The organism is Cupriavidus sp. 2KB_3, from assembly GCF_052115685.1.
GTDB classification, from domain to species: domain Bacteria; phylum Pseudomonadota; class Gammaproteobacteria; order Burkholderiales; family Burkholderiaceae; genus Cupriavidus; species Cupriavidus campinensis.
This window is the reverse complement of sequence record NZ_JBFRHD010000012.1, coordinates 125,425-147,094: the sequence shown is the minus strand read 5'-3', so window position 1 is coordinate 147,094 and position 21,670 is coordinate 125,425. Positions and strand designations below refer to the sequence as shown.

Sequence of the window (21,670 nt, the reverse complement as noted above, 5' to 3'; positions counted from 1 at the left end):
GACCACAACGGAGAAACCATGAAAGCAGTCACGATTGTAGGAGCAGCAATGGCCAGTATCGGCGCAGCACTTGGTGGAGCGGGCATCCCAACGCAATCGATGGTCCCCAGGGGTTGGGGTATCGCGTCGCCATCGATCTACGGGGCAGCCACCCGGCGGGCCATGCGCTCGAAATATTCGCCGCATCAGGGCGACAAGGAGCGCACCAGGGTGTACGCCCGAGCCGCCGGAGCGATCGTCCACCGCATCGGCTGACAGCCAATCCGCTGTAAATCGGCTTTACTCCCTAAACGATGTAAGGAGAATACAGATGGACATATCTGAATTTCAGAAGAAGTACCAAGCGTACCAAGCGCAACAGGGTTCGAACTATGGGAGCGCAATCCCGAGCGGATCGGAGCCGCGCCAGCCCGAGGTCATCGGCATGGTCGAATCCTTGAGCCGCGAGGCCACTGAGATCGCGGCCTACATCGACAGCATCGAGGCACGATTCGGTCGAGTGTTGCAGCCCACCTTGCCTGTCGGGGAGAGCTGCGTGGGCAATACGCCGTATCACACGTCGCTGGGTGGCGAGCTCGGCGATCTAGTCGAGCGCCTGCGCACCTCGCGTCGCCGGCTGGAAAGCATTCTGCAACGCGCAGAGATCTGATTCCATGCCCGCCTGATGGCGGCTATCGGTGCAACGTGTTGCCGCATGTCGCCGTCTGGCCCACGAAACGGGCTCCAAACACACAGGAGCGCCCCATGGACACCATCGGAATCTTCAGCATCCTCGCCGTCGTCGCCGCGTTCGTCATCGCCTGGAGCTTCGACGCAGCCGGGCGCATCGGGGAGGTGGACATCGAGCGGGACGACTCGCTGGCCGAGCCGCAAGGGTATGTCGATCAGGACGGCGAGGCCACCCCGGCGCGCCACCAGTGGGTCAACGCTGGCGCCAAGGCGCCGTATGTGGAGTAGGGCGATGGGGCTGATATCGATCGACGGCAAGCCGCGCGCGGACCTCGCCAATCATCTCGAAGGAACTGGCTGCGCGAGTTCGTGAGGGCGGAATCGTTGATCTCGTGATGTTCTACGACGGAAAAGACACCGGTATGTACCACTACGAGGCGACTTGTTCCTATGAGCGTGCAGTGGCGCTGACAGCGATGGCGCACGCGCAGGCCCTCACCAGAATGAGGTTGTGATGCCGATATGTTTCTGGCCGTGGCTGGCCTTCTATTTCGTCATGCGGGGGTGGTGATGCGAGTGCTCGGGCTGATTGTGACGCTGGTCTTGGTGGTGCTGATCGCCTTCGTTTGGGCGGTCAGGCTGCCTCATCAGATGATCACGTGGGCGCTGGGCCTCGTCATCCAGTGCCTCGCCGCCATGGTTGTGTGGGCTGAAGGGCGGTAGCCATGCAAAGCAAGAACAAGCCTAAGCCGACCGTAGCCGAGCAGCAGCACATCGTCCGCATCAAGGGCATGGACTGCGGCTGCTGCGGGGCTGCTGGCCCATCCGAGGCGCACGAGATCGAGCAGGGCATGTGGTGGACCAGCCTGCCGCTATGCCCTGACTGCCATCGCGGGGCATTCAACGGAATCCACGGCCAGCAGCGCATGTGGAAGGTGCTGAAGAAGGACGAAATGTCGGTGTTGAACGACACCATCCGGTTGCTGATGGAAGATTGAGACGGGGAGCGAAGACATGAACGAACAGGAACTGAGACTGCACTGCCACCATTGGGCGTACTGGAGCTTCACGCGCAAGTACTTCGCGCCCCCGGTGCCGCAGAACATCCTGGCGCAGATGCAGCCGCGCACCCGGCCCCCGCGCGAGCCGGACGGCCCGATGGACCCGGACATGTGCTTCCTGAACATGGCAATCCACGGTCTGGCCGATGAAGACCCTGAATCGGCCATCTGTTTCAGCCTGTACTACTTCCACGGTGTCACCCCCGTGAAGGCCATCTGGACCACGCTCGGGATCGGGGAACGCACGTTCTACGACCGGTTGCACAGGTTCGCTCGCCGCGCCGTTAAGTTGAGCGCCACGATCAAACGTGTGCATCTGGAGAACACTGCGGATTTGGCCGTAGTCGATTAACCCGCAGGAATTCAAGTGATTTAGTAGCATTTCGGGAAAGCTGAGATACGTGTCTCAGCCACCTTGTCTCCTCCACGGCGCTGACCCGTCGTTTCCCCACCCGCTTCGGCGGGTTTTTTCATTCTGGAGTCATGAAATGCCCCGCAAGCGCGACCCCAACAAGCCGGTCGGCCCGACGCCGCTCGTGCTGGAGGGCGACGCCAAGCGGGCGGTGCAGGACCGCATCTGTGACCTGATCGCCGAGGGCACTGGCTTGCAGACGATTTGCCGCGAGCAGCCCGGTATGCCGAAATGGCGCACGGTCTATGACTGGATCGCTGCCGACCCGGAGTTTTCCCAGCGCATGGAGGCCGCACGGGTAATCGGCGCTGACGCTATCGCAGAGGAAGCGCTGCGCATCGCGGATACCCCGCTCGAAGGGGTCGAGACGGAAACGGACAAGAACGGCGACACGAAGGAAAAGCGCGGCGACATGCTCGGACACCGTCGGCTCCAGGTGGAAACGCGCCTGAAGCTGCTGGCCAAGTGGCACCCGAAGAAGTACGGCGAGAAGGTGACCGCCGAGCATGTTGGCGCCGATGGTGGGCCGATTCAGTCCCACCATACATTGGACGTCTCGAGCCTTAATGACGAGCAGTTGCGTGCAATCAGTTCTATCCCGATTGACGCCGAATGACGTGATAGCCGCGCGCCGTGAGTTGGCGCGCCGCAGCCTCACGGACTTCTCGTGCATGGTGGACATCCCCACCGTACCGCTGACGGAAGAAGACGACGAAGACGCGTTCAGCGTGATGAAGCTGGACAAGCTGGCTATGCACCACGCGCTGCTGCTGGGCAAGCTTCAGGGGATCGAGAACGGGTCGATTCCTAATTTGATGGTGCTGATGCCGCCGGGTAGCGCCAAATCGACATACAGCGATGTGGTGTTTGTGCCTTGGTTCATGGCGCGCAAGCCTCGGCGCAACGTGATCCTGGCCAGTTACGCGAGCGATATCGCCAAAAAGCAAGGGCGGCGCGCCCGACAGTTGATCCAGTCGAAGTCGTTCTACAACCTGATGGGCGAATCCCTTAAGGATGACCAAAAGGCGGCGGACGAATGGGCGCTGTCGAATGGTTCCGAGTACATGGCAGGCGGCTTGTTGTCCGGGCTGACCGGAAACCGCGCGGCGCTTGGCATTCTGGACGACCCGATCAGGGGCCGCGAAGCTGCCGAGTCGGAGACGATCCGCAACAAGACGTGGGATGCGTACATCGATGACTTCTGCTCGCGCCTGATTCCTGGCGCGCCGCAAGTCATGATTCTGACGCGGTGGCATGAGGCTGATCCAGCGGGACGAATTCTGCCTGAAGGCTGGGACGGAGAATCTGGATGGTTTGACGGCAGAGACGGGCGGCGCTGGTACGTGATCTGCCTGCCGGCCATAGCCGACCGTATCGATGATCCACTCGGCCGAAAGATCGGGGAAACGTTGTGGCCAGAATGGTTCAGCCTGGCGCACTGGGAGCCCTTCAAGCGCAACAAGCGCACTTGGTCGAGCCTGTACCAGCAGAAGCCGTCACCAGACGATGGCACGTACTTCCAGCGCGACTGGTTCCGGCGTTATCGCCCGGGCGAGCAGCCCAAGAACCTGCACCGGTACATGACCAGCGACCACGCGCCGCAAGGCGATGCGGACAGCGACTACCAGTGCGTGCGGGTGTGGGGCGTTGATCCGGAGGGCGATCTGTACATGCTCGACGGCTTCCGCGGGCAAATCAAGATGGACTCATTGGCCGAGCGTGTGATCGGCGTGCGGGCCGAGGCGAAGAAAGGCCTTCTCGAGAAGCACAAGCCGTTCGCGTGGTTCCCAGAGGACGACAACAACTGGAAGTCGGTGGCTGGCTTCGTGGCGAAGCAGATGCGAGCCGAGCGCCAAGCATGCCGTATCGAGCCTATATCGCCACACGGCAGCAACAAGCAAGTCAAAGCACAGGCGTTTCAGGCGATGGCGTCCATGGGCCGCGTATGGATTCCGGAAGGGCCGGAAGGCGACGACGTGATCGAGCAGTACCTAAAGTTCCCAGCCGGCAAGAACGATGACGAGGTCGATGCAGCAAGCCTAATCGGCCGAGCCCTGGCGGATGCGCATCCTGCAATCGTTCCGCCGCAAGAGAAAAAGCCATCTGGCGACAGGTGGGACAGAGCATTCAACAGGAACGACGACGATGAAGACAGCTGGAAGGTTTCATGATCCGGCGGGGCGCTCCCATGGCTGAAGCTGATCGCGCCGCGCAGAGCGTCGATAGCTACGGCATGGGTGACGACGTCATCCCTCGTCTGTGCCGTTGGTTCGAGGAAGCTGAGAACGAGACCTACGACGCACGTCAACTGGCGGAGCGCGACCGCGACTACTACGACAACGACCAGTGGACGCGCGAGGAATTGGCCATTCTGCGCAAGCGCAAACAGCCCGCACTGACGATCAACTACATCAAGCGCAAGGTCGAGTTCCTCCGGGGCTACGAGCGGCGCCAGCGTAGTGATCCGAAGGCGTACCCGCGCACGCCGCAGCACACTGACATGGCGGACGCCGCGACAGATTCGCTGCGTTTCGTGGCCGACCAGAACGACTTTGACGAGGTCCGCTCGCAGGTGTACGAAAACCTGCTGATCGAGGGCTATGGCGGTGCCGACGTTGTTGTCGAGCAGCATCCGTCTGGCGTTGACGTGTCGATCCAGTACGTCCCGTGGGATCGCCTGTTCTATGACCCGCACTCGCGCAAGCCGGATTTCTCGGATGCCAAGTACAAGGGCATCGTCATCTGGATGGACAAGGAAGACGCTTATGCGCAGTTCCCTGGTCGGGAGGATGCCATCGAATCTACTTTGGCGTCAGTCTCGCTTTCGGACACCTATGACGACCGGCCTCGCTTCATGTGGTGCGACAACCGCCGCTCACGCGTGCGTATTGTCCAGATCCACTGGCAGGAACGCGGCGAATGGTGGGTCTGTACGTACACAAAGGGCGGTGCTCTGATCGACCCGCAGCGGTCTCCGTACGTGGACGAATACGGCCAGTCGGCTTGCTCGCTGATCATGCGGTCGGCCTACATGGACCGCGAGAACAACCGCTACGGCTCCGTGCGCGACCTGATTTCGCTGCAAGACGAGATCAACAAGCGTCGCAGCCGGGCCCTGCACCTGATGAACATGCGCCAGGTGAAGCTGGAGCGCGGCGCCGTAGACGATGTGAACAAGGCGCGCACGGAATTGGCTAAACCGGATGGCATCATCGAAGTCAATCCAACGTTGGATTTCGAGATTCTTTCGACGCAAGACATGTCTGCCGGGAACCTGCAAATGTTGCAGCAGGCCACCATCGAGATGCAGGCGTCCGGGCCGAATGCGGCACTGGCCGGCAAAGACCCGCGCGACCAGTCCGGGCGTGCCATCCAGGCGCAGCAGCAGGGCGGTTCGGTCGAGATCGAACCGCAGATGGACTCCCTGCGCCAGTGGACGCGCGATATCTACCAGGCCGTCTGGCTGCGTGTGCGCCAATTCTGGACTGGCGAGAAGTGGATTCGTGTCACAGACAGCGACAAAAACCTGAAGTGGGTTGGTCTGAATCACCCGGTGACGCTGAAAGAAGAGCTGAGCCGGATGGACCCGCAGAAGGCCGACCAGCTCGTCCAGCAGATGGGGCTGCAACCGAATGACCCGCGACTTGAAGAGGTGGTGCGCACGGAGAACGACATTTCCGGCCTCGACGTGGACATCATCATCGAAGAGGGCGCTGATGTCGTGACGATCCAGGCGGAGCAGTTCGCCCAACTGGCGGACCTGGCCTCCAAGGGCCTGCCGATCCCTCCAGACGCGATTGTCGAGGCGTCGAGCCTGCGCAACAAGGACGCGATCCTGAAAGAGATGCGCGGCGAGGGTAAGAAGTCGCCGCAGGTTGCGCAACTCGAGCAGCAGTTGCAGGAGCTCGGGCAGAAATTCAACGACCTTCAGCAGCAGGCTGACGATAAGAGCCAACAGAACAAGCTTTCGATGTACGAAGCGCAGATCAAGGCATTCGACGCCGAGACGAAACGCATTCAAGCCGTCAATGGCGGCATCGGGCCAGAGCAGATCGTGATGCTTGCCACGCAGGCCGTGATGCAGGCGCTGCAAAGCCCAGATTTGCTTCCATCGAACGAACCGCAGCTATCCATGCCTCCGCAGGCTCCACCTGAGCCGCCACCCATGGAAGGCATCGACCAGATGCAACAGAACCCGCCCACCGAAGCGGGTTTTTTGTTGCCGCAAGAAAGCGCCGGGCTTCCTCCCGGCCCCGCCGCCGGGGACTCGGGCGTTGGGCTGCCGCCGGGCTGAATCGGGCGTTGAGGTAAGCGAAAGATGGAACTCGATCAAGTGCTGAACGGCGACTCCGCGATGGACGAGCCGATGGGCGAACCGCAGACGCAGGAACCTGTGCAGGAACCGGCCCCGGCCGAACCCGCCGCAGAACCAGCGCCAGCAACAGCTGCGCCGCCGGCAGCCGCACAAGAACCGAAAACCGTTCCTTTGGACGCTCTGGAAGCTGAGCGGAAGCAGCGGAAGGACTGGAAGGAAAAGGCACTGCGCCTGGAAGGCGAGATGGAGGCATACCGCCGCCAGCAAGCCCAACAGCAGCCGCAGGAGCCCCAAGAGCCGGCCGATCCGATGCAAGTCGTACAGGCACAGGTGCTGAACGAGCGCTTCAACATGTCCGAAATGATCGCGCGCCGCGACTACACGGACCTAGACGAGAAGCTCGAAATCTTCGAGAAGGCCGCACAGGCGAACCCTGCGCTGGCCGCGCAACTGCAACGGCAGGCCCATCCGTGGGACTGGATGTACAAGGAAGCGCAGAAGATCCAGCTCATGCAGGAGATCGGGGACAACCCGACGACCTACCGCGAGAAGCTCGAGAAGGAGTTGCGCGAAAAGCTGATGGCCGAACTTGGCCAGACGCCTGCCGCCGCGCCTGCTCCGGCTGCCCCTGCCGCACCCACCGCACAGATTCCCCAATCCCTGGCTACTGCTCGCTCCGCCGCCACGCGCACCGCGCCGGCGTGGACCGGGCCGTCGTCGCTCGAATCCATTCTGAAATCTCGTTGAGGTAAATCATGGCAGAAACCACCGCCCGCACCGGCTTGACGCCCCAGCAATGGGATGACAAGTTTTTCATGGAGTACGTTCGTGACAACCGCTTCAAGCGGTACATGGGCACGGACGAAAACTCGATTATCCAACTGAAGGACGACCTGACCCGCAAGCCGGGTGACAAGGTCACCTTCGCCAACGTTCGCAAGCTGCGCGGCGCTGGTGTGACCGGCAATCAGGTGCTGGAAGGCAACGAGGAAGAACTCGACAGCCGCTCCATGGCCGTGACGGTCGCCCCGCTGCGCAACGCCGTAGTCGTCACCAATTGGGACGAACAGAAGTCGGCAATCGAGCTGCGTGACGCTGGCCGCATGGCGCTCAAGCTGTGGGCCATGGAGAAGATGCGCGACCAGATCATCGCCGCGCTCTACTCGATCAATGGCGTTGCCTATGTTTCGGCATCGGAAGCGCAGAAGGATGCGTGGCTTGCTGACAACGCTGACCGCGTGCTGTTCGGCGCGTCGGTGAGCAATAACAGCGGCAACGATCACTCGGCGTCGCTGGCGAACATCGACAACACGGCGGACAAGCTGTCCACCGCCACGATCTCGCTCGCCAAGCGTCGCGCGCAGGCCGCATCGCCGGCTATCCGCCCGATCCGTCTGAACGAGGACGAGGAATGGTACGTGCTGTTCGCCAATTCGCTGGCGTTCCGTGACCTGCAACTGGACACGGCGATGCAGCAAGCCAACCGCGACGCACGTGCCCGGGAAGGTAACGGGATGAAGGACAACCCGATCTTCACCGGAGGCTCGCTGGTGTGGGACGGCGTGATCATCCGCGAAATCCCGGAAATCCCGTATCTGGCAGGCGTCGGCGCCGGCGGCATCCAGGTCGGCGCCAACTTCCTCGTCGGTGCGCAAGCGCTTGGCGTGGCCTGGGCGCAGCGCACCAAGACCACCACGGATGTCCGCGACTACGGCTTCCGCAACGGCGTTGGCCTGCAAGAGATTCGCGGCATCGAGAAGTTGCTGTTCGGCAAGGGCACCGGCGACACCGATGACCTGATCCAGCACGGCGTCTTCACGATGTACAACGCCGCGGTCGCCGACGCCTGATGAATGGCCCTTCGGGGCCTTCTCCCACCTGATTCGAGGAACCTGAAATGGCAACCACTTTCAACTCCACCAACACGGGCGCGGCCAATGCCGTGCCGGGCATCGGTGACGGCCACGGCATCAAGGCGGTATGCGGTGTATTTTCGCTGGCCGCTGCACTGGTCATCAACGATGTGATCCAAAGCCCGGTCATCCCCAAGGGGGCGACGATCCTTGACGTGATCGTCAACGTGACCGATCTGGACACGGGCGGCTCGCCGGCTATCACGCTGGATGTCGGCTACGGCGTGGACCCGGACTACTTCGTCCAGGCATCCACCATCGGCCAGACGGGCGGTGTCGTGCGCTCCAGCGCTGCCACCGCCGCGCCGCTGACGCTGACCGACAACGATACGGTTGACGTGCTCGTCAAGGCTGCTCCCGCGACCGGCGCCACCACGGGCACTGTCGCCGTGACCGTGATTTTCCTGCCCCCCAATGCCTGATGTCACCTTTACCGGTGAAGGGCGCCACGACCCGGAGCAAGTCACGTTCCGGGGCGTGGTGTTTCCCATTGGTGTTCCGGTCACCGTTGATGAGGCCGTGGCTTACAAGCTGCGTGCGAATTCCCACTTTTCCGTGAGCGATGATCATGACGACGAACGTGTACCGGAAGGCGATGGCCCTGCGGACGCTCCGCAAGATCAAGGTCATCGCCGCCGGCGAAACACCGTCCGCCGAGGACAATGACCTAGCCGAGGAAAAGCTGAATGTCGTACACGACTTGCTCCAGTACGAGAAAAAGCGCACATGGGACTGGTCTGACATGCCAGAGTACGCCAAGGAAGCGTACGCCATGATGGCTGGCTTCCTCTGTTCGGCGGACTTTGAAGTGCAGGCCGATCCGGGACTGTGGAATGCCGGCATGGTGATTCTGAATAAGGGTAACTACGTACCTAAGAACACGCAGTGTTGCTGCCACAACGGCACTTGCACCATCCATAACTGCCGTCGCAGTGATGAGGCGGAGTTCTACTGATGGCAAGCAAGATCCCGCTTCTCATCGCTTCCTACGTCGCCCGCAGCATCATCGCCGAGGGCCAGCGCTGCGTGAATCTCTACCCAGAGCAGAACCCGCAGGAAGCGCCCCAGCCGGTGACGTTCTACGGCACGCCCGGCAAAGAGGTCTGGAGCACCGTTCCAGGCTCTGGTGGCATCCGCTGCACGTACCGCACGAGCAATGGGATGTTGATGGCCGTGCGTGGCCGCCAGGTCTATCGGTACTCGTCCGGCTCGTGGGTCTATGTAGCCGACATGGGAACGGATGACGGGATCGTAAATGCTGCGGACAACGGCGTGAACGCCGTGTTCGTGGATGGCACGAAGGTCGCGCCGACGATCAATATCAAGACGCTCGCGACGGGAGTCATGACGGGCGATGGCTGGCTTGGATCAGCGTTCGTGGCCTATGTTGACCAGCGGCTGGTGTTCTTCCAGCCCGACACGCAGGTCTTCTTCTGGACAGATCTGCTGTCGCTGAACATCGACCCGCTGTCGTTTGCCTCGGCAGAGGGCTTGCCGGATCAGATCATTTCCATGATCGCGGACCACCGGGAACTGTGGTTCCTTGGGGAAACAACCTTGGAGGTCTATTCCTCCAGCAGCGACCCAGATTTGCCATTTGCGCGCTTCCCGTCCGGGTTCAACCACTACGGGTGCGAGGCAAAGTACTCGGTCAAGGCGCTCGACAACACAATCTACTGGCTTGGCAAGAGTGAGAACGGTGGGCGCCTCGTGTTCCGCGCCCAGAACTACCAGCCGGCAATCATCAGCACGCCGGCCATCGCTGCCGAGTTTGGAGAATACGAGCGCGTCGATGACGCCATTGCCTGGTCATATCAGGACGGCCAGCACGCTTTCTATGTGCTGACGTTCCCGACTGCTGGGAAGACATGGGCATTCGACGTGCTGACCAGCCAATGGCACGAGCGGGCGTATCGGATGCCTGACAACTCGCTGACCCGCGAGCGCACTCAATGCCATGTGTACCACGACGGCATGAGCCTTGTTGGAGACTTCGAGGACGGACGAATTTACAGGATGTCGATGGACATCTACACCGACGACGGTGAGCCAATCCCGCGTCTGAAGGACTTCCCGCAGATGGGTGCAGATGGGCGCCAATACGTCTACACCGACTTCCAACTCGACGTAGAGGCCGCAGTCGGCAACCCGGACGATCCAGAGCCTATGGTCCGGCTGTCGTGGTCGAACGATAGCGGCGCGACATTTGGCAGTTCGCTGGAGCGCTCGCTCGGCCCGGTCGGCAAGTACTGGAAGCGGCTGAAATGGAATCGCCTGGGGCGTGGGCGCAGGCGCGTGTTCCGCGTCTATACCGCTGCAAAGGCCAAGATTGCATTTCAGGGCGGCTTTCTGACTGGCACGTCTGGCACCTGACATGGCCACCGTAAATATCACGCTCACCGACCGGATACGGATGGTGACGGCACAAGACACGCCTACGGCGGACTTCCTTCGGGTCTGGAATCAGCTTGTCGCGGCCATCGGCGGCACCACTCCCATTGACCTGACCGCCCTCCAGGCGCAGGTCAACGCGAATACATCCGACATCAATGGGCTAACCGTGGCGCTCGCCGCGCTGACTGCGCTACTCGCCCAGCGCGTGGACGAACTGGAGCAGCAAATCTACATGCAAGTGCCCGTGCAGGAAGTCACTCGCGCGATGGTCGATGAACTCGAAATGAAGATTGAGGGGCGCGTATGACGATCGAATGGAAGCCGCTTGTATCGGCTGCAACACTGACGACAACGCCGGTCAGCCTGTACACGGTTGGCGGCACGAAGCAGGCCAGCATTCAGGCAGCATCGGCCTACAACAACACGGCTGGGTCGCTCGAAGTCTATGTGTACCTCGTGCCGCCTGGGGGTGCCGTGGCAGACGATACGACAACGGTTTTCCGTGACAGCGTGCCGGCCAATAAGACGCTGAGTCTCGCCGGGCTCGTGAATCACAAGATGGCGGCCGGCGCGCAGATCTACGCCAAGAACTCGGCCAATGGTCTTTTCCTCAACATCAGCGGAGCGGAGCACTCGTGAACGTCATCCAGCGCGTGACGCCGACCGTCACATTCGATGTGTCGCGCCCGGAGAAAGTGGATGTGCTCGAGCGCGAGTTTTTGAAGATGCCTCAGGTTGATTGTCCGGTAGTTCATCGCTTCGGCCCGTGCATCTACATCCGAGAAGTGACGGTTCCGGCTGGTTCTCTGGCTATCGGGCACCGCCAGAAAACGCGGCATCTGAACATTTTCTTGCGCGGCCGCGTGAGCGTCATCAATGACGACGGCAGCCACACGGAACTGGTGGCGCCCATGACCTTCGTTGGAGAGCCTGGGCGCAAGATCGGCTATGTCCATGAGGACATGGTGTGGCAGAACGTCTACGCGACGGATGAGACGAACATTGAAAAGCTTGAGGCCATGTTCCTCGACAAGAGCGACGTATGGCACGAAGACCAAGCGCGCCGAAATGCTGCGCTACTGCTACCGTTTGATGCAGATCGCAAAGATTTCCACGCCGTGCTGACCGAATTCGGTTTTACCGAAGACGCTGCGCGTGCGCAGTCGGAGAACCAGGCCGACCAGATCCCATTTCCATTCGGAGGCTACAGCGTCGGCGTATTCGACTCGCCGATTGAGGGGAATGGGTTGTTCGCCACAGCTGCGCTGCTAGCCTCACAGATCATCGCGCCAGCCCGCATTGCCGGTATGCGCACGCCCGCCGGCAGGTACACGAACCATTCCGCCAAGCCAAATGCTCGCATGGTGATGCGCGAGAACGGCGACATCGATCTCGTAGCTCTGCGGGATATAGCAGGATGCGCTGGTGGTCAGCTTGGCGAAGAAATCACTATCGACTATCGCGACGCTCTGCGTCTGCAAATCCCGGGGGGCTGAACATGTCTGGTATCGCTACCGCAATCGTTGGAGGCGCGGTTATTGGCGGCGTTGCGTCCAACATGGCGGCCAAGAAGGGGGCTAATGCGACGAAAGAAGCCGCAGATAGCGCCAATCAGCTCCAGTGGGACATGTACAACCAGAACCGTGAGGATCAGGCTCCATGGCGCGGCGTTGGCACGAATGCGCTCAATGAGCTGGCGCTCCGACTCGGGATCGGTGGTGCAGGCGGCGCGGTTGGTGGGGGGGGCGGTATTGCTGGCACGTCTCCCAATAGCCCCGCGCGCGCGGCGCTTGCAAGCGGGAAACTGGTCGATTTCAGCGGCGATGTACCGGTCTACAACTACGATCTGTACAACAACAACGCCGCATATCGCACGGCGTGGGATGATTACCTGAAGAGCCATGAGCAGCAATTTGGCACCGGATATACGGCGGCCAGTAACGCTCAGGACATCGAGGACAACATCCGCCAGGCTCTCAACCGGCAAGGCCAGAATGAGGAAGCTCTTCCGGCGCCGGAAAGCAATCCGCTGTATGGATCACTGCTGCGCCAGTTCTCGTCAGAGGATTTTCAGACCGATCCAGGGTATCAGTTCCGACTCCAGCAAGGCCAGAATGCATTACAACAGAGCGCAGCCGGTCAAGGCGGCCTACTGTCCGGCGCCGCAGCTAAGGCGCTATCGAAGTACAACCAGAACTTCGCCAGCAACGAATACGGGAATGTGTTCAACCGATTCCAGACTGAGCAGGGGAACGCATTCAACCGTCTTGCGAGCTTGGCCGGGGTAGGTCAATCCGCCACGAACCAAGTTGGACAATACGGTCAGAACGTGGCTAACACGGTGGGCCAGAACAACCTCTATGCGGGGGCGCAGCGGGCGTCTGGGTACGCGGCTGGCGCGAACGCAATCGGTTCTGGTATTGGTTCAGCGACAAATGCGCTGGTCAACTACAACCGGCCGACGTACACCACCAGCCCATATGCAGGGCCCGCTACAAGCTATCCGGTTACGGACTACTACTCGGGCGTCTCTGGCGCGCCGTTGGCATAAGGGGCACACATGGCAACCGAAGTCGATCCGCTCGCCTTCCAGAAGGGGTTCCAGGCAACGCAAAGCATCTTCGACAACGCGCAACGCAATCGCCTACAGGACATCGCGATGCGACGTGCGGATGAAGCGTATCAGCAAGACCAGGCCGCGAACCGGTTGTACGCTGCCGCAGTCGGCCCCGATGGATCCATTGACCGCACCCGACTCGTGACGGGCTATGCGCAAGGCGGACTTGGCTCGAAGATCCCGCAACTTCAGACGCAGTTTGCGGCGCAGGACAAGGCGCAAACCGAAGCGCGCAAATCGCAGATTGAGAACGGCCTGAAGCAGTTCGAGGCCATGGGGCAACTGTTTGCCGGCGTGCAGGATCAGGCCAGCTACGATGCCGCGCGCCAGCAGGCGGTTTCGATCATCGGGCCTGAGGCGGCTGCACGTATCCCGGCGCAGTATGACCCGCAGCAGATCGCGCAGGGCCAGGCTCAGGCGCTGTCCGTGAAGGATCGGCTTGCGCAGGAGTTGCAACGCCTCCAGGTCGGCGAAACGATGCGTCACAACCGCACCACCGAAGCAACGGCGCTGGCCGGACAAGACCTGACGCGCCGGGGGCAGGATTTGAGTGCGCAGACGGCCTCGCGTGGTCAGGACATCACCCTGCGCGGCCAGGATCTGACGAACGCTCGAGCAGCGGATGCCAACAACGCCAAGATGACTCAGGCGCAGCAGGAGCGTTCTCGTGACGCGAATGACGCTCTTGGCCTCATCGATATGGCTGACAAGCTGCTGAACGACGCTACTGGCAGCCGCCTCGGCAATATCGTAGATGCGGGTGCCGGGGCTCTTGGCATCTCGATGCCTGGCGCCCAAGCAGGGGCGCAATTGAAGGCGCTGGAAGGCGCACTTGTCTCGAAAATGCCCAAGATGAGCGGCCCACAGTCCGACAAGGATGTACTGCTCTACCGCCAGATGGCTGCTCAGATCGGTGATGCGAATTTACCTATCGCCACGCGCCGCGCGGCACTCAACACCGTGCGTCAAATCCAGCAGAAATACGCGGCTGGTTCGTCAAGTGGCCCCACTGCGAAGCCTAAGCCTTCGCTGTCCGACATTTTCGGCAACTGAGCATGGATAACGTCAAGCGATTCGCGGAGCAGTACGCGCCGCTGGCGACGCAGGTCGGCCAGCGCATCGGCGTAGCGCCGGACGTGCTGCTTGGCCAGTGGGGGCTGGAGACAGGCTGGGGGAAGTCTGTGATCCCCGGCACCAACAACCTCGGGAACATCAAGGACTTCGCCGGTGGCGGGCGGCGCGCGGTGGACAACCTGACGGGCTCGAACGACGCCTATCGGTCCTACGCCACGCCTGACGCCTTCGGCAGCGACTTCGCCGACCTGATCTCGCGCCGGTACAAGGGCGCCGTGGGCGCTGGCGCGGATGCCAACAAGTTCGGCACCGCCCTGAAGGCTGGTGGCTATGCGGAAGACCCGGCGTATGTGTCCAAGTTGGCCGGCGCCACGAACCTCGTAAGGAAATTCGCCGACATGGCACTCAGCTCGGTATCCGGCACAGCGAACGCAGCGGGCGGCGATCTGGCTACGAAGGTGAAACAGGCCAAGGACGCCGGCTACAGCGACGACGAGATTTTCCAGCATTTGGGTCAGAGCCAAGGCTTTGCTGACAAGCTGAAGCAGGCGCGCGAGGCCGGGTATTCGGACGCGGAGATTCGCCAGCACTTCGGTATCGGCGCCGCGCCAACGCAGCAGCAACCCCAACCCAGCGCCGCGGCAGCAAAACCGACTACCCCGGCATCTGCAGAGGAACCGGGCCTGATTGCCTCGTTCGGCGCCAACGCCGGCAAGGGCTTCGGCAACGCCGTGCTGGGCGCGCAACAGTTGATCGGCAAGGGCCTGCAAACGGTCGGACTGGACACCGCCGGCGATTGGCTGGTGAAAGACGCCACGGAAGGCGCGCGCCGGCTCGAGCAGCAAGCCAAGCCCTATGCCGATGCCAACCCGGTTACCAGTGTCGTTGGGGAAATCGCGGGCTCGGTTGCGAACCCACTGAACCGCCTCGTGCCAATTGGGGGTGCTTCCTCATTGGCCGGCACCGCGTTACGAGCCGGTGCGCAGGGCGCAATCTCAGGCGCGGTGACCCCTGTGACCAATGATGATGGCGACTTCGCGCGAAACAAGCTCTTGCAGGTTGCCACTGGTGCCGGCATTGGCGGGGCAATCCCCGTTGCTGGCGCCGCTGCCCGTGCCGCTGGACGAGGCATCGCGCGCGCTGTAACGCCAACTGCGGCCTCGCCGGAAGTTGGTGCACTGGCACAACGCGCGACAGATCTGGGAATCAATCTCCGCGCGGATCAGGTCGCCAACAGCAAGCCACTAAATGCTCTATCCGCCGCACTTGATTACGTGCCGTTCAGTGGTAAAGGCGCGTCCATGTCGAACCAGCAGAAGCAGTTCAACATGGCCGTCTCCCGCACTATCGGGGAGAACACCGATAACGTTGCGGCTGCAATCGGCAATGCCGAAAAGCGTCTCGGCGGCGAATTCGACCGTGTTCTGAAGAACACTACGGTGAACGCCGACAACGCATTTCAGGATGACTTGGCGCGCATCGTCGGGGACGCGCAGAACGAGATGACTGAGCAGCAGTTTGGCGTGTTGACGAAGCAGATCAACAACATCCTGAACAAGGTAAAGGATGGGGATGTCATCCCGTCAGATGCTGCGTACAACATCAAAAAGGGCCTAGACCGCCTCAGCAACAGCAACGATTCGACGCTCGCCCACTACTCGCGGGATCTCCGGGGGGCGCTCTTGGATGCACTGAATCGCTCTCTTCCGGATGGCGGGGAGGCGTTCGCCAAGACTCGGCAGCAATGGGGAAACCTGCGGGAACTCAGCAAGATTGTTCCGCGCGGCGCGGAGGGGGATATTTCGCCAGCCCGACTTGCCAATGCCAAAAACATCCGCTCCAAGGATCTCGGTGAGTTGGCAGATATCTCGGCGCAATTCTTGAAGCAGCGGGTAGGGGATTCCGGCACGGCACAACGCGCTGGAGTCTATGGGTTGCTGGGGAGTGGCGCTGTGATAGACCCCCTATCGGTGGGGGTCGGCTTGACGGCTGGGCGCACGGCTAATGCTGCCTTGGGCAGCAATCGTCTGGTTCAGTCCCTGATCGACCGGTCAATCAACCCGGCGACTCTCAACGGTAATGGTGCCCTTGCCGCGCCGGCGCAGAACGCGCTTGTAAATCGGCTCGCTCCATATCTGGTCCCAGCCGGGGCGACGACGGGAGCGAACGCCTTCAATAAGCCCTAAAACGAAGTTCCAGGCCACCACGAAGGCGAGTATCCACAAGCCTTTTTGAAGGATTTTTGGGTCAAACCATTCCATACCAGAAAGAGTAGCACAACCCCCAACCCGCCTCTGAGCGGGTTTTTCATTTGTGGAGTCTCCATGACCCTAGTTCCGCCGCCGAAACTGGCGTTTGAGGATAGCTACGGCAAGCCGCTTGTGGGCGGCAAGCTGTACGCCTATGACGCTGGCACATCCACGCCAAAGAACACGTATCAGGATCTGGCGCAGACCAGCGCCAATACGAACCCGATCATTCTGGACGCGCGGGGCGAGTGCATCGTCTATGGCACGGGTAATTATCGCCTGGTGCTCAAGGACGCGAACGATAACCAGATTTGGGACCGGGACAACGTTGCCGCGCCGGGTAATACCGGTCTGCCGTCCGGTGGAGCGTCCGGACAGGTGCTGCGGGTGGATGGGGGCGGTAACCCGCAATGGGTATCGCCAAAGGCCGGGCGCAACAAGTTCATCGATGGGGCATTTCGCTCTAACGGTGGCAATTACGCGTCGGGGACGCCGACGACAGGCTCCAACCAGTACACCCTTGACATGGTGCGCGTCACGGCATCTGGAGAGTCGCTGGTGTTCTCCGCGCTCGGAATCGGCAACATCGTGACGGCGCCTCCTAGCGGCTTCGACATGATCATCGCTGCTGCCGACATGGAGGGCGGCACCTATGCGCTGAACTGGGGCGGCACCGGTTCCATCACCATCAACGGCACGCCGCGCAACAAGGGTGACACCTTCACTTTGCCGGCCAATACCACGGTCACCGCCCACTTCTCTGGAGGCACGTTCTCCGAAGTCCAGCTTGAGAAAGACTACGTGACGGCGTTCGACTATGAGCCTCCCGAGGTTCTCAGGTTACGCGTGGGCGCCTATGTGAAATACCTCGGCGTCGGCGTCATGGCAACAGCCTATTCGACCACGGCAGCGGAATGTGTCATCTGCTTCCAGCCCCCAATGCGATCTGCTCCGACGCTGTCACAACTCCAGAGCGCAGTCAATTTACGCGTGGCAGGTGCCAATTCGAATATCGGCATCACGCTGGCGACCATTTCAGCGGAACGAAAGGGTATCAATTTCACGATCACGCGCACCTCTGGGACGTGGTCAAAGTATGACCCGATTGCGGTTGCGGATGAGCTGATTGCACGTCTCGATTGCCGACCATAAGGAGCCGCGAATGATCAAGATGAAACGCGGCGACTGGTTTGAGTTTGGCGGCCAGATCATCGCCCAGGATGGCAGCAGCATCGGTACCGATTTCACTGGGTGGAGCATCAAGTCGCAAGTCCGCTGCAACGGCGGGCTGGTCAAGGAACTGGCCGCTACATGGATTGACGCTACGCAGGGCTTATACGCGTTGGTCGGTGGCGACACCACTGAATGGCCGATTGGTCGCTCCGTATTCGACGTGCAAATTACCGACCCGTCTGGGCGGCGCTACAGCACCAACACCGAAATCCTTGAACTCGAATGGGATCCTACTCATGGCTGACCAACTCCCGCTGAACCTGCTCCCGTTCTGGAAGGGCGACAAAGGTGACCAGGGCGACGGAATCAACTCGCTAACCGCGAGCGATGGTATCCAGAAGACCGGCTTCAATCTGACGGCAGTTGGCACTGCAAGCCGGATCGTGGCCGGAGCATCTGGCATTGATATCGCATCGGACTACGTTGGGCAAGCGTCGATTACCACGCTCGGAACGATCGATACCGGGACGTGGCAAGGCGCATCCATCGCTGGCCAATATGGCGGAACCGGCGTCAACAATGCCGGCAAGACGATCACGCTTGGCGGCAATCTTGCGACTTCCGGCGCGTTCTCCACCACCCTGAACGTCACGGCTGACACGAACGTCACGCTGCCGACCTCCGGGACGCTAGTCAATTCTGCTGTCGCTGCGCTGTCGAACCTGGCGACGGTCGGCACAATTACGACTGGTGTGTGGCAGGGAACAGCGGTAGCGGTGGCTAATGGGGGGACTGGAGCGACCAGTGCTGCCAATGCTAGGACGAACCTCGGCCTCGGCACCATCGCCACGCAGGCGGCAAGCGCCGTAGCAATCACTGGCGGAACCGCTACATTCACTGGCGCATTTGGCCAGAACGAGGCTAGCGCGCGCGCGTGGGACGTTGGCACCCGATCCGTTGTGACTACCTATCCGGTCCCTACGATTCGCCCCACAACGACGAATACCACGCTCGCGCTCGACTTGATGCCGAACGGCACGCCATCGGAAAGCGCAGGCAATGGCTATGCCTGGTTCGACGTTTGCAACGCGGATGTGAAGGATAACAACAACGCGGTGTATGGCGCGCGGGTGGCCGCCACCAGCACAGGCGCCTTCTATACCAGTTTCTCCTACAACGGAGCGGCAGCTAAACCGGTCGCATTTGGCATCTCCAACGTCATCAAGTGGTACATCGACGCGACAGGTTTCCAGTTCGCGCCGTTCACTGATAACACTCAATCGATCTGTTCTGCTGGCCTGCGCTCCAGCGTTGTCTATTCGGCCACTGGCGCCATCAACACCTCAGACGAGCGCGAGAAGCAGGACATCGGTGCCATCCCTGACGAATGGCTTGATGCATGGGGTGATGTGCAGCATGTCACCTTCCGCTGGATTGTCTCTGTGCAGGAGAAGGGGGAGGCAGCGCGCTGGCATGTCGGCCACATCGCACAGCAAGTGCGCGATGCCTTCGCCGCGCGCGGACTCGATGCCACGAAGATCGGCCTGCTCTGCTACGACAAGTGGGACGACAACGAAATGGGTCTGAAGGCCGGCGACAGATGGGGTATCAGGCCCGATCAATGCATGTTCATGGAGTCTGCGTACATGCGACGCGAGCTCGACAGAATCAAGAAAGCACTACCGGCCGCCTAATAAGCGGCCTTTCTTTTTGGCATACCGGGGAAGCCATGAGCGATACCACTCCACAGAGCGGCAAGGCGCGCCGCTGGATCGATACCACTATCAACCTCCAGAGCCTATTCAGCGCAGTCCTCGGTGCCGCTGTCGTGGTCGTAATCGCCTGGTTTGCCTTGGTCGGGCGTGTACAGGCGCTGGAGAACAAGGATATTGAGCATGATGCGCGTTTTGCCAGGGTAGATGGCGATATTCGGCAGCAGCGGCAGGACGTGAAGGATCAGCTCAATGCCATCGGTCAGAACGTTGAGAAGATCCGAGACTACCTGCTTGACAACGCCGCTGGCAACCGGCCTGACATTAAGAGGTGGGCGAAATGAGACGGTTCCTTGTTGCCCCATGGAGGGAGATCAAAACGTGGTGGTCGCCCAAGGTTGGGGTGATCGGCATTGTGCTGCTCGCTGCGGTGCCGGCCATCTCTGATCAGTGGCCGAACTTCGCCCCGGGCCTGCTGGCACTGTTCCCGAGGCATGGCGCTCAGTGGGTGCCTATCGTTGGGGCTCTGTTGGCAGTCCTCGCGCGAATCATCAGCCAGGCGGCGGTTATTGAGGCGTTCCGCCGCCTGTTCAAAAAAAAGGAGGGCGACGATGCTGGCGCGTGAGTTCGTTCGTGGGCCGCTAGCCGAAGCGCTGGCGATCCTGCCGGCGCCGATGGATACCCCACAGGCCCGCGTGATGGTAACGGCCATTTGCCTCCAGGAATCCGGCCTGATTCATCGCAAGCAACTTGGCAATGGACCGGCTCGCGGCTTCCCGCAGTTTGAGTTGGGCACGCGGCAATCGCGCGGAGGTATATGGGGCATCTATCTGCACGAGGCATCACGGTATTGGCTCGACCAACTATGCGCCTCGCGCGGCGTTCAGTTCCTGCCAGAGAGCATCTGGCGCGCGCTGGAAACTGACGATGTATTGGCGGCTGGCTGCGCGCGGCTACTGCTATTCACTGACCCCAAGCGGCTGCCTTCCGTGGACGATCCAGATGGCGCATGGGGGATCTACCTGCGCACGTGGCGCCCGGGCAAGCCACGTCCTGCGGAATGGCCGGGAAATCACACACTGGCCCGGCAGGAGGTGCTCCGATGATGACCGCAGCGCTTGCAATCCTCGCCAAGATCTGGCCATTCCTGCTGGCGGCCGGCGGCGTCATCTTTGGAATGTTTCGGCACCAGCAGGCGAAATCCGCCTCGGCTGAAGCTGGCCAGAAGGTGGCTGAGGCCGAAGCCAAAGTAGCACATGCAGCGAAATCCGAAGCTGAAGCAAATGCCGTCGCCGCGCGCGCGGGCGCTGACGCATCGAGGGAGCGAACCAATGTGGAAAAAGAAATTGCTGCTGGGCCTGCTGGGGAGTCTGCTGAGCGCCTGCGCAGCGACTGGTCCCGAGACTGAGCCTGAACCGCAGATCGTCACACGCACCAGGACGGTAGATACCGGGTGCGACTGGACGAAGCCTCTCTATGTGAGCAAGGCAGACGTGCTGACCGACGCTACCGCCGCCGCGATCCTGGCGCACAACCTGGCGGGCGCCAAGCAGTGTGGCTGGAAGCCTAAGGCGAAGTAGCCTCGCGAATCTTCCCGAACACCGTCAATCCGTCGGCATCGAATCGCGCCACCGCGCGCCCATCCCGGATGATGTAGATATCCCTAGGAGCGGCACCGTCAAAATTACGGCTGCCGAACTCCACCCGATCTGCCTTCGCCGCGATCCGCGCGCATCCTACAGGCACGTCACCTTTTGCGTGCATCACGTCCGCATCGCACACGTCCACCCATGCGCATCCTTCATCTGTGCATTTGGCCCCTGCGCTCGGCATCACGTCCAGGGCAATGACCTTCCCCGGGGAAGCAGGACGGAAGGATGGCACGGGAATCGCCGATATTGCCGACCTGGCGCGAAGTTCAAACGGCTGCTTCGCATAATGAACACCGCCCGACACGGCTGCAGCCACCAGGTTGACGACCGTTACAGCAACGAGAAACGGCTTGTTCATGTGTGTCATAGCCGGATAGTCACCCGTTACTAATCAATGGGTTACAGCGCATGCCAGTGAAAACCTATGAC

General features: G+C 61.1%; 28 protein-coding genes. 27 read left to right on the top strand and 1 reads right to left on the bottom strand.

Annotated features, from left to right (window positions below; translation table 11 throughout):
* The first annotated feature begins 18 nt into the window (after positions 1-18).
* From AB4120_RS14925 to AB4120_RS14795, 27 genes are all read left to right on the top strand, one after another.
* Positions 19-255 (top strand): hypothetical protein, encoded by a 237-nt coding sequence (locus AB4120_RS14925; RefSeq protein WP_441642510.1) that lies wholly within the window; start codon positions 19-21, stop codon positions 253-255.
* A gap of 55 nt (positions 256-310) precedes the next feature.
* Positions 311-649, top strand: a complete 339-nt coding sequence (locus AB4120_RS14920; RefSeq protein WP_441642509.1) for a hypothetical protein — start codon at positions 311-313, stop codon at positions 647-649.
* Between the two features lie 95 nt (positions 650-744).
* Positions 745-957, top strand: coding sequence for a hypothetical protein (locus tag AB4120_RS14915; protein ID WP_441642508.1), 213 nt, complete (start codon positions 745-747; stop codon positions 955-957).
* 234 nt (positions 958-1,191) lie between these two features.
* Positions 1,192-1,392, top strand: coding sequence for a hypothetical protein (locus AB4120_RS14910; RefSeq protein WP_441642507.1), 201 nt, complete (start codon positions 1,192-1,194; stop codon positions 1,390-1,392).
* Positions 1,393-1,394: 2 nt separating this feature from the next.
* Positions 1,395-1,667 carry a hypothetical protein gene (locus AB4120_RS14905; RefSeq protein WP_441642506.1) on the top strand — a complete coding sequence of 91 codons (273 nt, stop codon included), beginning with the start codon at positions 1,395-1,397 and terminating at the stop codon, positions 1,665-1,667.
* A gap of 16 nt (positions 1,668-1,683) precedes the next feature.
* The gene (locus AB4120_RS14900) at positions 1,684-2,082 is read left to right on the top strand and encodes a hypothetical protein (RefSeq protein ID WP_441642505.1); all 399 of its coding nucleotides are present in this window, start codon (positions 1,684-1,686) and stop codon (positions 2,080-2,082) included.
* A gap of 136 nt (positions 2,083-2,218) precedes the next feature.
* A complete protein-coding gene (locus AB4120_RS14895; protein WP_441642504.1) occupies positions 2,219-2,758 on the top strand; it encodes a terminase in 540 nt (179 codons plus the stop codon).
* A gap of 55 nt (positions 2,759-2,813) precedes the next feature.
* Positions 2,814-4,313 (top strand): terminase large subunit domain-containing protein, encoded by a 1,500-nt coding sequence (locus AB4120_RS14890; protein ID WP_441642503.1) that lies wholly within the window; start codon positions 2,814-2,816, stop codon positions 4,311-4,313.
* Between the two features lie 17 nt (positions 4,314-4,330).
* A complete protein-coding gene (locus AB4120_RS14885) occupies positions 4,331-6,436 on the top strand; it encodes a portal protein (protein WP_441642502.1) in 2,106 nt (701 codons plus the stop codon).
* Positions 6,437-6,460: 24 nt separating this feature from the next.
* Positions 6,461-7,204: a hypothetical protein gene (locus tag AB4120_RS14880; RefSeq protein ID WP_441642501.1), complete on the top strand. Its 744-nt coding sequence runs from the start codon at positions 6,461-6,463 to the stop codon at positions 7,202-7,204.
* An 8-nt stretch (positions 7,205-7,212) separates the two neighbouring features.
* Positions 7,213-8,307: a phage capsid family protein gene (locus AB4120_RS14875; protein ID WP_441642500.1), complete on the top strand. Its 1,095-nt coding sequence runs from the start codon at positions 7,213-7,215 to the stop codon at positions 8,305-8,307.
* Positions 8,308-8,354: 47 nt separating this feature from the next.
* The gene (locus AB4120_RS14870) at positions 8,355-8,792 is read left to right on the top strand and encodes a hypothetical protein (RefSeq protein ID WP_441642499.1); all 438 of its coding nucleotides are present in this window, start codon (positions 8,355-8,357) and stop codon (positions 8,790-8,792) included.
* A 146-nt stretch (positions 8,793-8,938) separates the two neighbouring features.
* Positions 8,939-9,325 (top strand): hypothetical protein, encoded by a 387-nt coding sequence (locus AB4120_RS14865; protein ID WP_441642498.1) that lies wholly within the window; start codon positions 8,939-8,941, stop codon positions 9,323-9,325.
* Positions 9,325-10,743 (top strand): hypothetical protein, encoded by a 1,419-nt coding sequence (locus AB4120_RS14860; protein ID WP_441642497.1) that lies wholly within the window; start codon positions 9,325-9,327, stop codon positions 10,741-10,743. Before AB4120_RS14865 ends, AB4120_RS14860 begins: the two co-directional genes overlap by 1 nt.
* A gap of 1 nt (position 10,744) precedes the next feature.
* Positions 10,745-11,071: a hypothetical protein gene (locus AB4120_RS14855; protein ID WP_441642496.1), complete on the top strand. Its 327-nt coding sequence runs from the start codon at positions 10,745-10,747 to the stop codon at positions 11,069-11,071.
* On the top strand, positions 11,068-11,403 hold the full coding sequence (locus AB4120_RS14850) for a hypothetical protein (protein ID WP_441642495.1): 336 nt from the start codon (positions 11,068-11,070) through the stop codon (positions 11,401-11,403). The genes AB4120_RS14855 and AB4120_RS14850 overlap by 4 nt, the downstream gene beginning before the upstream one ends.
* Complete coding sequence (locus AB4120_RS14845) at positions 11,400-12,260, top strand: SET domain-containing protein-lysine N-methyltransferase (RefSeq protein WP_441642494.1); 861 nt, start codon at positions 11,400-11,402, stop codon at positions 12,258-12,260. The genes AB4120_RS14850 and AB4120_RS14845 overlap by 4 nt, the downstream gene beginning before the upstream one ends.
* A 2-nt stretch (positions 12,261-12,262) precedes the next feature.
* On the top strand, positions 12,263-13,315 hold the full coding sequence (locus AB4120_RS14840) for a hypothetical protein (protein WP_441642493.1): 1,053 nt from the start codon (positions 12,263-12,265) through the stop codon (positions 13,313-13,315).
* Between the two features lie 9 nt (positions 13,316-13,324).
* Positions 13,325-14,434 (top strand): hypothetical protein, encoded by a 1,110-nt coding sequence (locus AB4120_RS14835; protein WP_441642492.1) that lies wholly within the window; start codon positions 13,325-13,327, stop codon positions 14,432-14,434.
* Positions 14,435-14,436: 2 nt separating this feature from the next.
* Positions 14,437-16,641, top strand: a complete 2,205-nt coding sequence (locus AB4120_RS14830; protein ID WP_441642491.1) for a glucosaminidase domain-containing protein — start codon at positions 14,437-14,439, stop codon at positions 16,639-16,641.
* Positions 16,642-16,779: 138 nt separating this feature from the next.
* Positions 16,780-17,856 (top strand): hypothetical protein, encoded by a 1,077-nt coding sequence (locus tag AB4120_RS14825; protein WP_441642490.1) that lies wholly within the window; start codon positions 16,780-16,782, stop codon positions 17,854-17,856.
* Positions 17,857-17,866: 10 nt separating this feature from the next.
* A complete protein-coding gene (locus AB4120_RS14820) occupies positions 17,867-18,181 on the top strand; it encodes a hypothetical protein (protein WP_441642489.1) in 315 nt (104 codons plus the stop codon).
* On the top strand, positions 18,174-19,571 hold the full coding sequence (locus AB4120_RS14815; RefSeq protein WP_441642488.1) for a tail fiber domain-containing protein: 1,398 nt from the start codon (positions 18,174-18,176) through the stop codon (positions 19,569-19,571). Before AB4120_RS14820 ends, AB4120_RS14815 begins: the two co-directional genes overlap by 8 nt.
* Positions 19,572-19,606: 35 nt before the next feature.
* Positions 19,607-19,933 (top strand): hypothetical protein, encoded by a 327-nt coding sequence (locus tag AB4120_RS14810; protein ID WP_441642487.1) that lies wholly within the window; start codon positions 19,607-19,609, stop codon positions 19,931-19,933.
* Positions 19,930-20,214, top strand: coding sequence for a DUF7940 domain-containing protein (locus AB4120_RS14805; RefSeq protein ID WP_441642486.1), 285 nt, complete (start codon positions 19,930-19,932; stop codon positions 20,212-20,214). The genes AB4120_RS14810 and AB4120_RS14805 overlap by 4 nt, the downstream gene beginning before the upstream one ends.
* Positions 20,201-20,695: a hypothetical protein gene (locus AB4120_RS14800; protein ID WP_441642485.1), complete on the top strand. Its 495-nt coding sequence runs from the start codon at positions 20,201-20,203 to the stop codon at positions 20,693-20,695. The genes AB4120_RS14805 and AB4120_RS14800 overlap by 14 nt, the downstream gene beginning before the upstream one ends.
* A complete protein-coding gene (locus AB4120_RS14795) occupies positions 20,692-20,997 on the top strand; it encodes a hypothetical protein (protein ID WP_441642484.1) in 306 nt (101 codons plus the stop codon). Before AB4120_RS14800 ends, AB4120_RS14795 begins: the two co-directional genes overlap by 4 nt.
* 158 nt (positions 20,998-21,155) lie before the next feature.
* Here the strand turns inward: AB4120_RS14795 and AB4120_RS14790 are convergent, their stop codons facing one another.
* Positions 21,156-21,599, bottom strand: a complete 444-nt coding sequence (locus AB4120_RS14790) for a hypothetical protein (RefSeq protein ID WP_441642483.1) — start codon at positions 21,597-21,599, stop codon at positions 21,156-21,158.
* Positions 21,600-21,670: the final 71 nt, after the last annotated feature.

Bases quoted from the DNA above. Each gene is read 5' to 3' on its own strand.
- AB4120_RS14925 (WP_441642510.1), top strand. From the start codon at position 19: ATGAAAGCAGTCACGATTGTAGGAGCAGCAATGGCCAGTATCGGCGCA.
- AB4120_RS14920 (WP_441642509.1), top strand. From the start codon at position 311: ATGGACATATCTGAATTTCAGAAGAAGTACCAAGCGTACCAAGCGCAA.
- AB4120_RS14915 (WP_441642508.1), top strand. From the start codon at position 745: ATGGACACCATCGGAATCTTCAGCATCCTCGCCGTCGTCGCCGCGTTC.
- AB4120_RS14910 (WP_441642507.1), top strand. From the start codon at position 1,192: ATGTTTCTGGCCGTGGCTGGCCTTCTATTTCGTCATGCGGGGGTGGTG.
- AB4120_RS14905 (WP_441642506.1), top strand. From the start codon at position 1,395: ATGCAAAGCAAGAACAAGCCTAAGCCGACCGTAGCCGAGCAGCAGCAC.
- AB4120_RS14900 (WP_441642505.1), top strand. From the start codon at position 1,684: ATGAACGAACAGGAACTGAGACTGCACTGCCACCATTGGGCGTACTGG.
- AB4120_RS14895 (WP_441642504.1), top strand. From the start codon at position 2,219: ATGCCCCGCAAGCGCGACCCCAACAAGCCGGTCGGCCCGACGCCGCTC.
- AB4120_RS14890 (WP_441642503.1), top strand. From the start codon at position 2,814: ATGGTGGACATCCCCACCGTACCGCTGACGGAAGAAGACGACGAAGAC.
- AB4120_RS14885 (WP_441642502.1), top strand. From the start codon at position 4,331: ATGGCTGAAGCTGATCGCGCCGCGCAGAGCGTCGATAGCTACGGCATG.
- AB4120_RS14880 (WP_441642501.1), top strand. From the start codon at position 6,461: ATGGAACTCGATCAAGTGCTGAACGGCGACTCCGCGATGGACGAGCCG.
- AB4120_RS14875 (WP_441642500.1), top strand. From the start codon at position 7,213: ATGGCAGAAACCACCGCCCGCACCGGCTTGACGCCCCAGCAATGGGAT.
- AB4120_RS14870 (WP_441642499.1), top strand. From the start codon at position 8,355: ATGGCAACCACTTTCAACTCCACCAACACGGGCGCGGCCAATGCCGTG.
- AB4120_RS14865 (WP_441642498.1), top strand. From the start codon at position 8,939: ATGACGACGAACGTGTACCGGAAGGCGATGGCCCTGCGGACGCTCCGC.
- AB4120_RS14860 (WP_441642497.1), top strand. From the start codon at position 9,325: ATGGCAAGCAAGATCCCGCTTCTCATCGCTTCCTACGTCGCCCGCAGC.
- AB4120_RS14855 (WP_441642496.1), top strand. From the start codon at position 10,745: ATGGCCACCGTAAATATCACGCTCACCGACCGGATACGGATGGTGACG.
- AB4120_RS14850 (WP_441642495.1), top strand. From the start codon at position 11,068: ATGACGATCGAATGGAAGCCGCTTGTATCGGCTGCAACACTGACGACA.
- AB4120_RS14840 (WP_441642493.1), top strand. From the start codon at position 12,263: ATGTCTGGTATCGCTACCGCAATCGTTGGAGGCGCGGTTATTGGCGGC.
- AB4120_RS14835 (WP_441642492.1), top strand. From the start codon at position 13,325: ATGGCAACCGAAGTCGATCCGCTCGCCTTCCAGAAGGGGTTCCAGGCA.
- AB4120_RS14830 (WP_441642491.1), top strand. From the start codon at position 14,437: ATGGATAACGTCAAGCGATTCGCGGAGCAGTACGCGCCGCTGGCGACG.
- AB4120_RS14825 (WP_441642490.1), top strand. From the start codon at position 16,780: ATGACCCTAGTTCCGCCGCCGAAACTGGCGTTTGAGGATAGCTACGGC.
- AB4120_RS14820 (WP_441642489.1), top strand. From the start codon at position 17,867: ATGATCAAGATGAAACGCGGCGACTGGTTTGAGTTTGGCGGCCAGATC.
- AB4120_RS14815 (WP_441642488.1), top strand. From the start codon at position 18,174: ATGGCTGACCAACTCCCGCTGAACCTGCTCCCGTTCTGGAAGGGCGAC.
- AB4120_RS14810 (WP_441642487.1), top strand. From the start codon at position 19,607: ATGAGCGATACCACTCCACAGAGCGGCAAGGCGCGCCGCTGGATCGAT.
- AB4120_RS14805 (WP_441642486.1), top strand. From the start codon at position 19,930: ATGAGACGGTTCCTTGTTGCCCCATGGAGGGAGATCAAAACGTGGTGG.
- AB4120_RS14800 (WP_441642485.1), top strand. From the start codon at position 20,201: ATGCTGGCGCGTGAGTTCGTTCGTGGGCCGCTAGCCGAAGCGCTGGCG.
- AB4120_RS14795 (WP_441642484.1), top strand. From the start codon at position 20,692: ATGATGACCGCAGCGCTTGCAATCCTCGCCAAGATCTGGCCATTCCTG.
- AB4120_RS14790 (WP_441642483.1), bottom strand. From the start codon at position 21,599: ATGAACAAGCCGTTTCTCGTTGCTGTAACGGTCGTCAACCTGGTGGCT.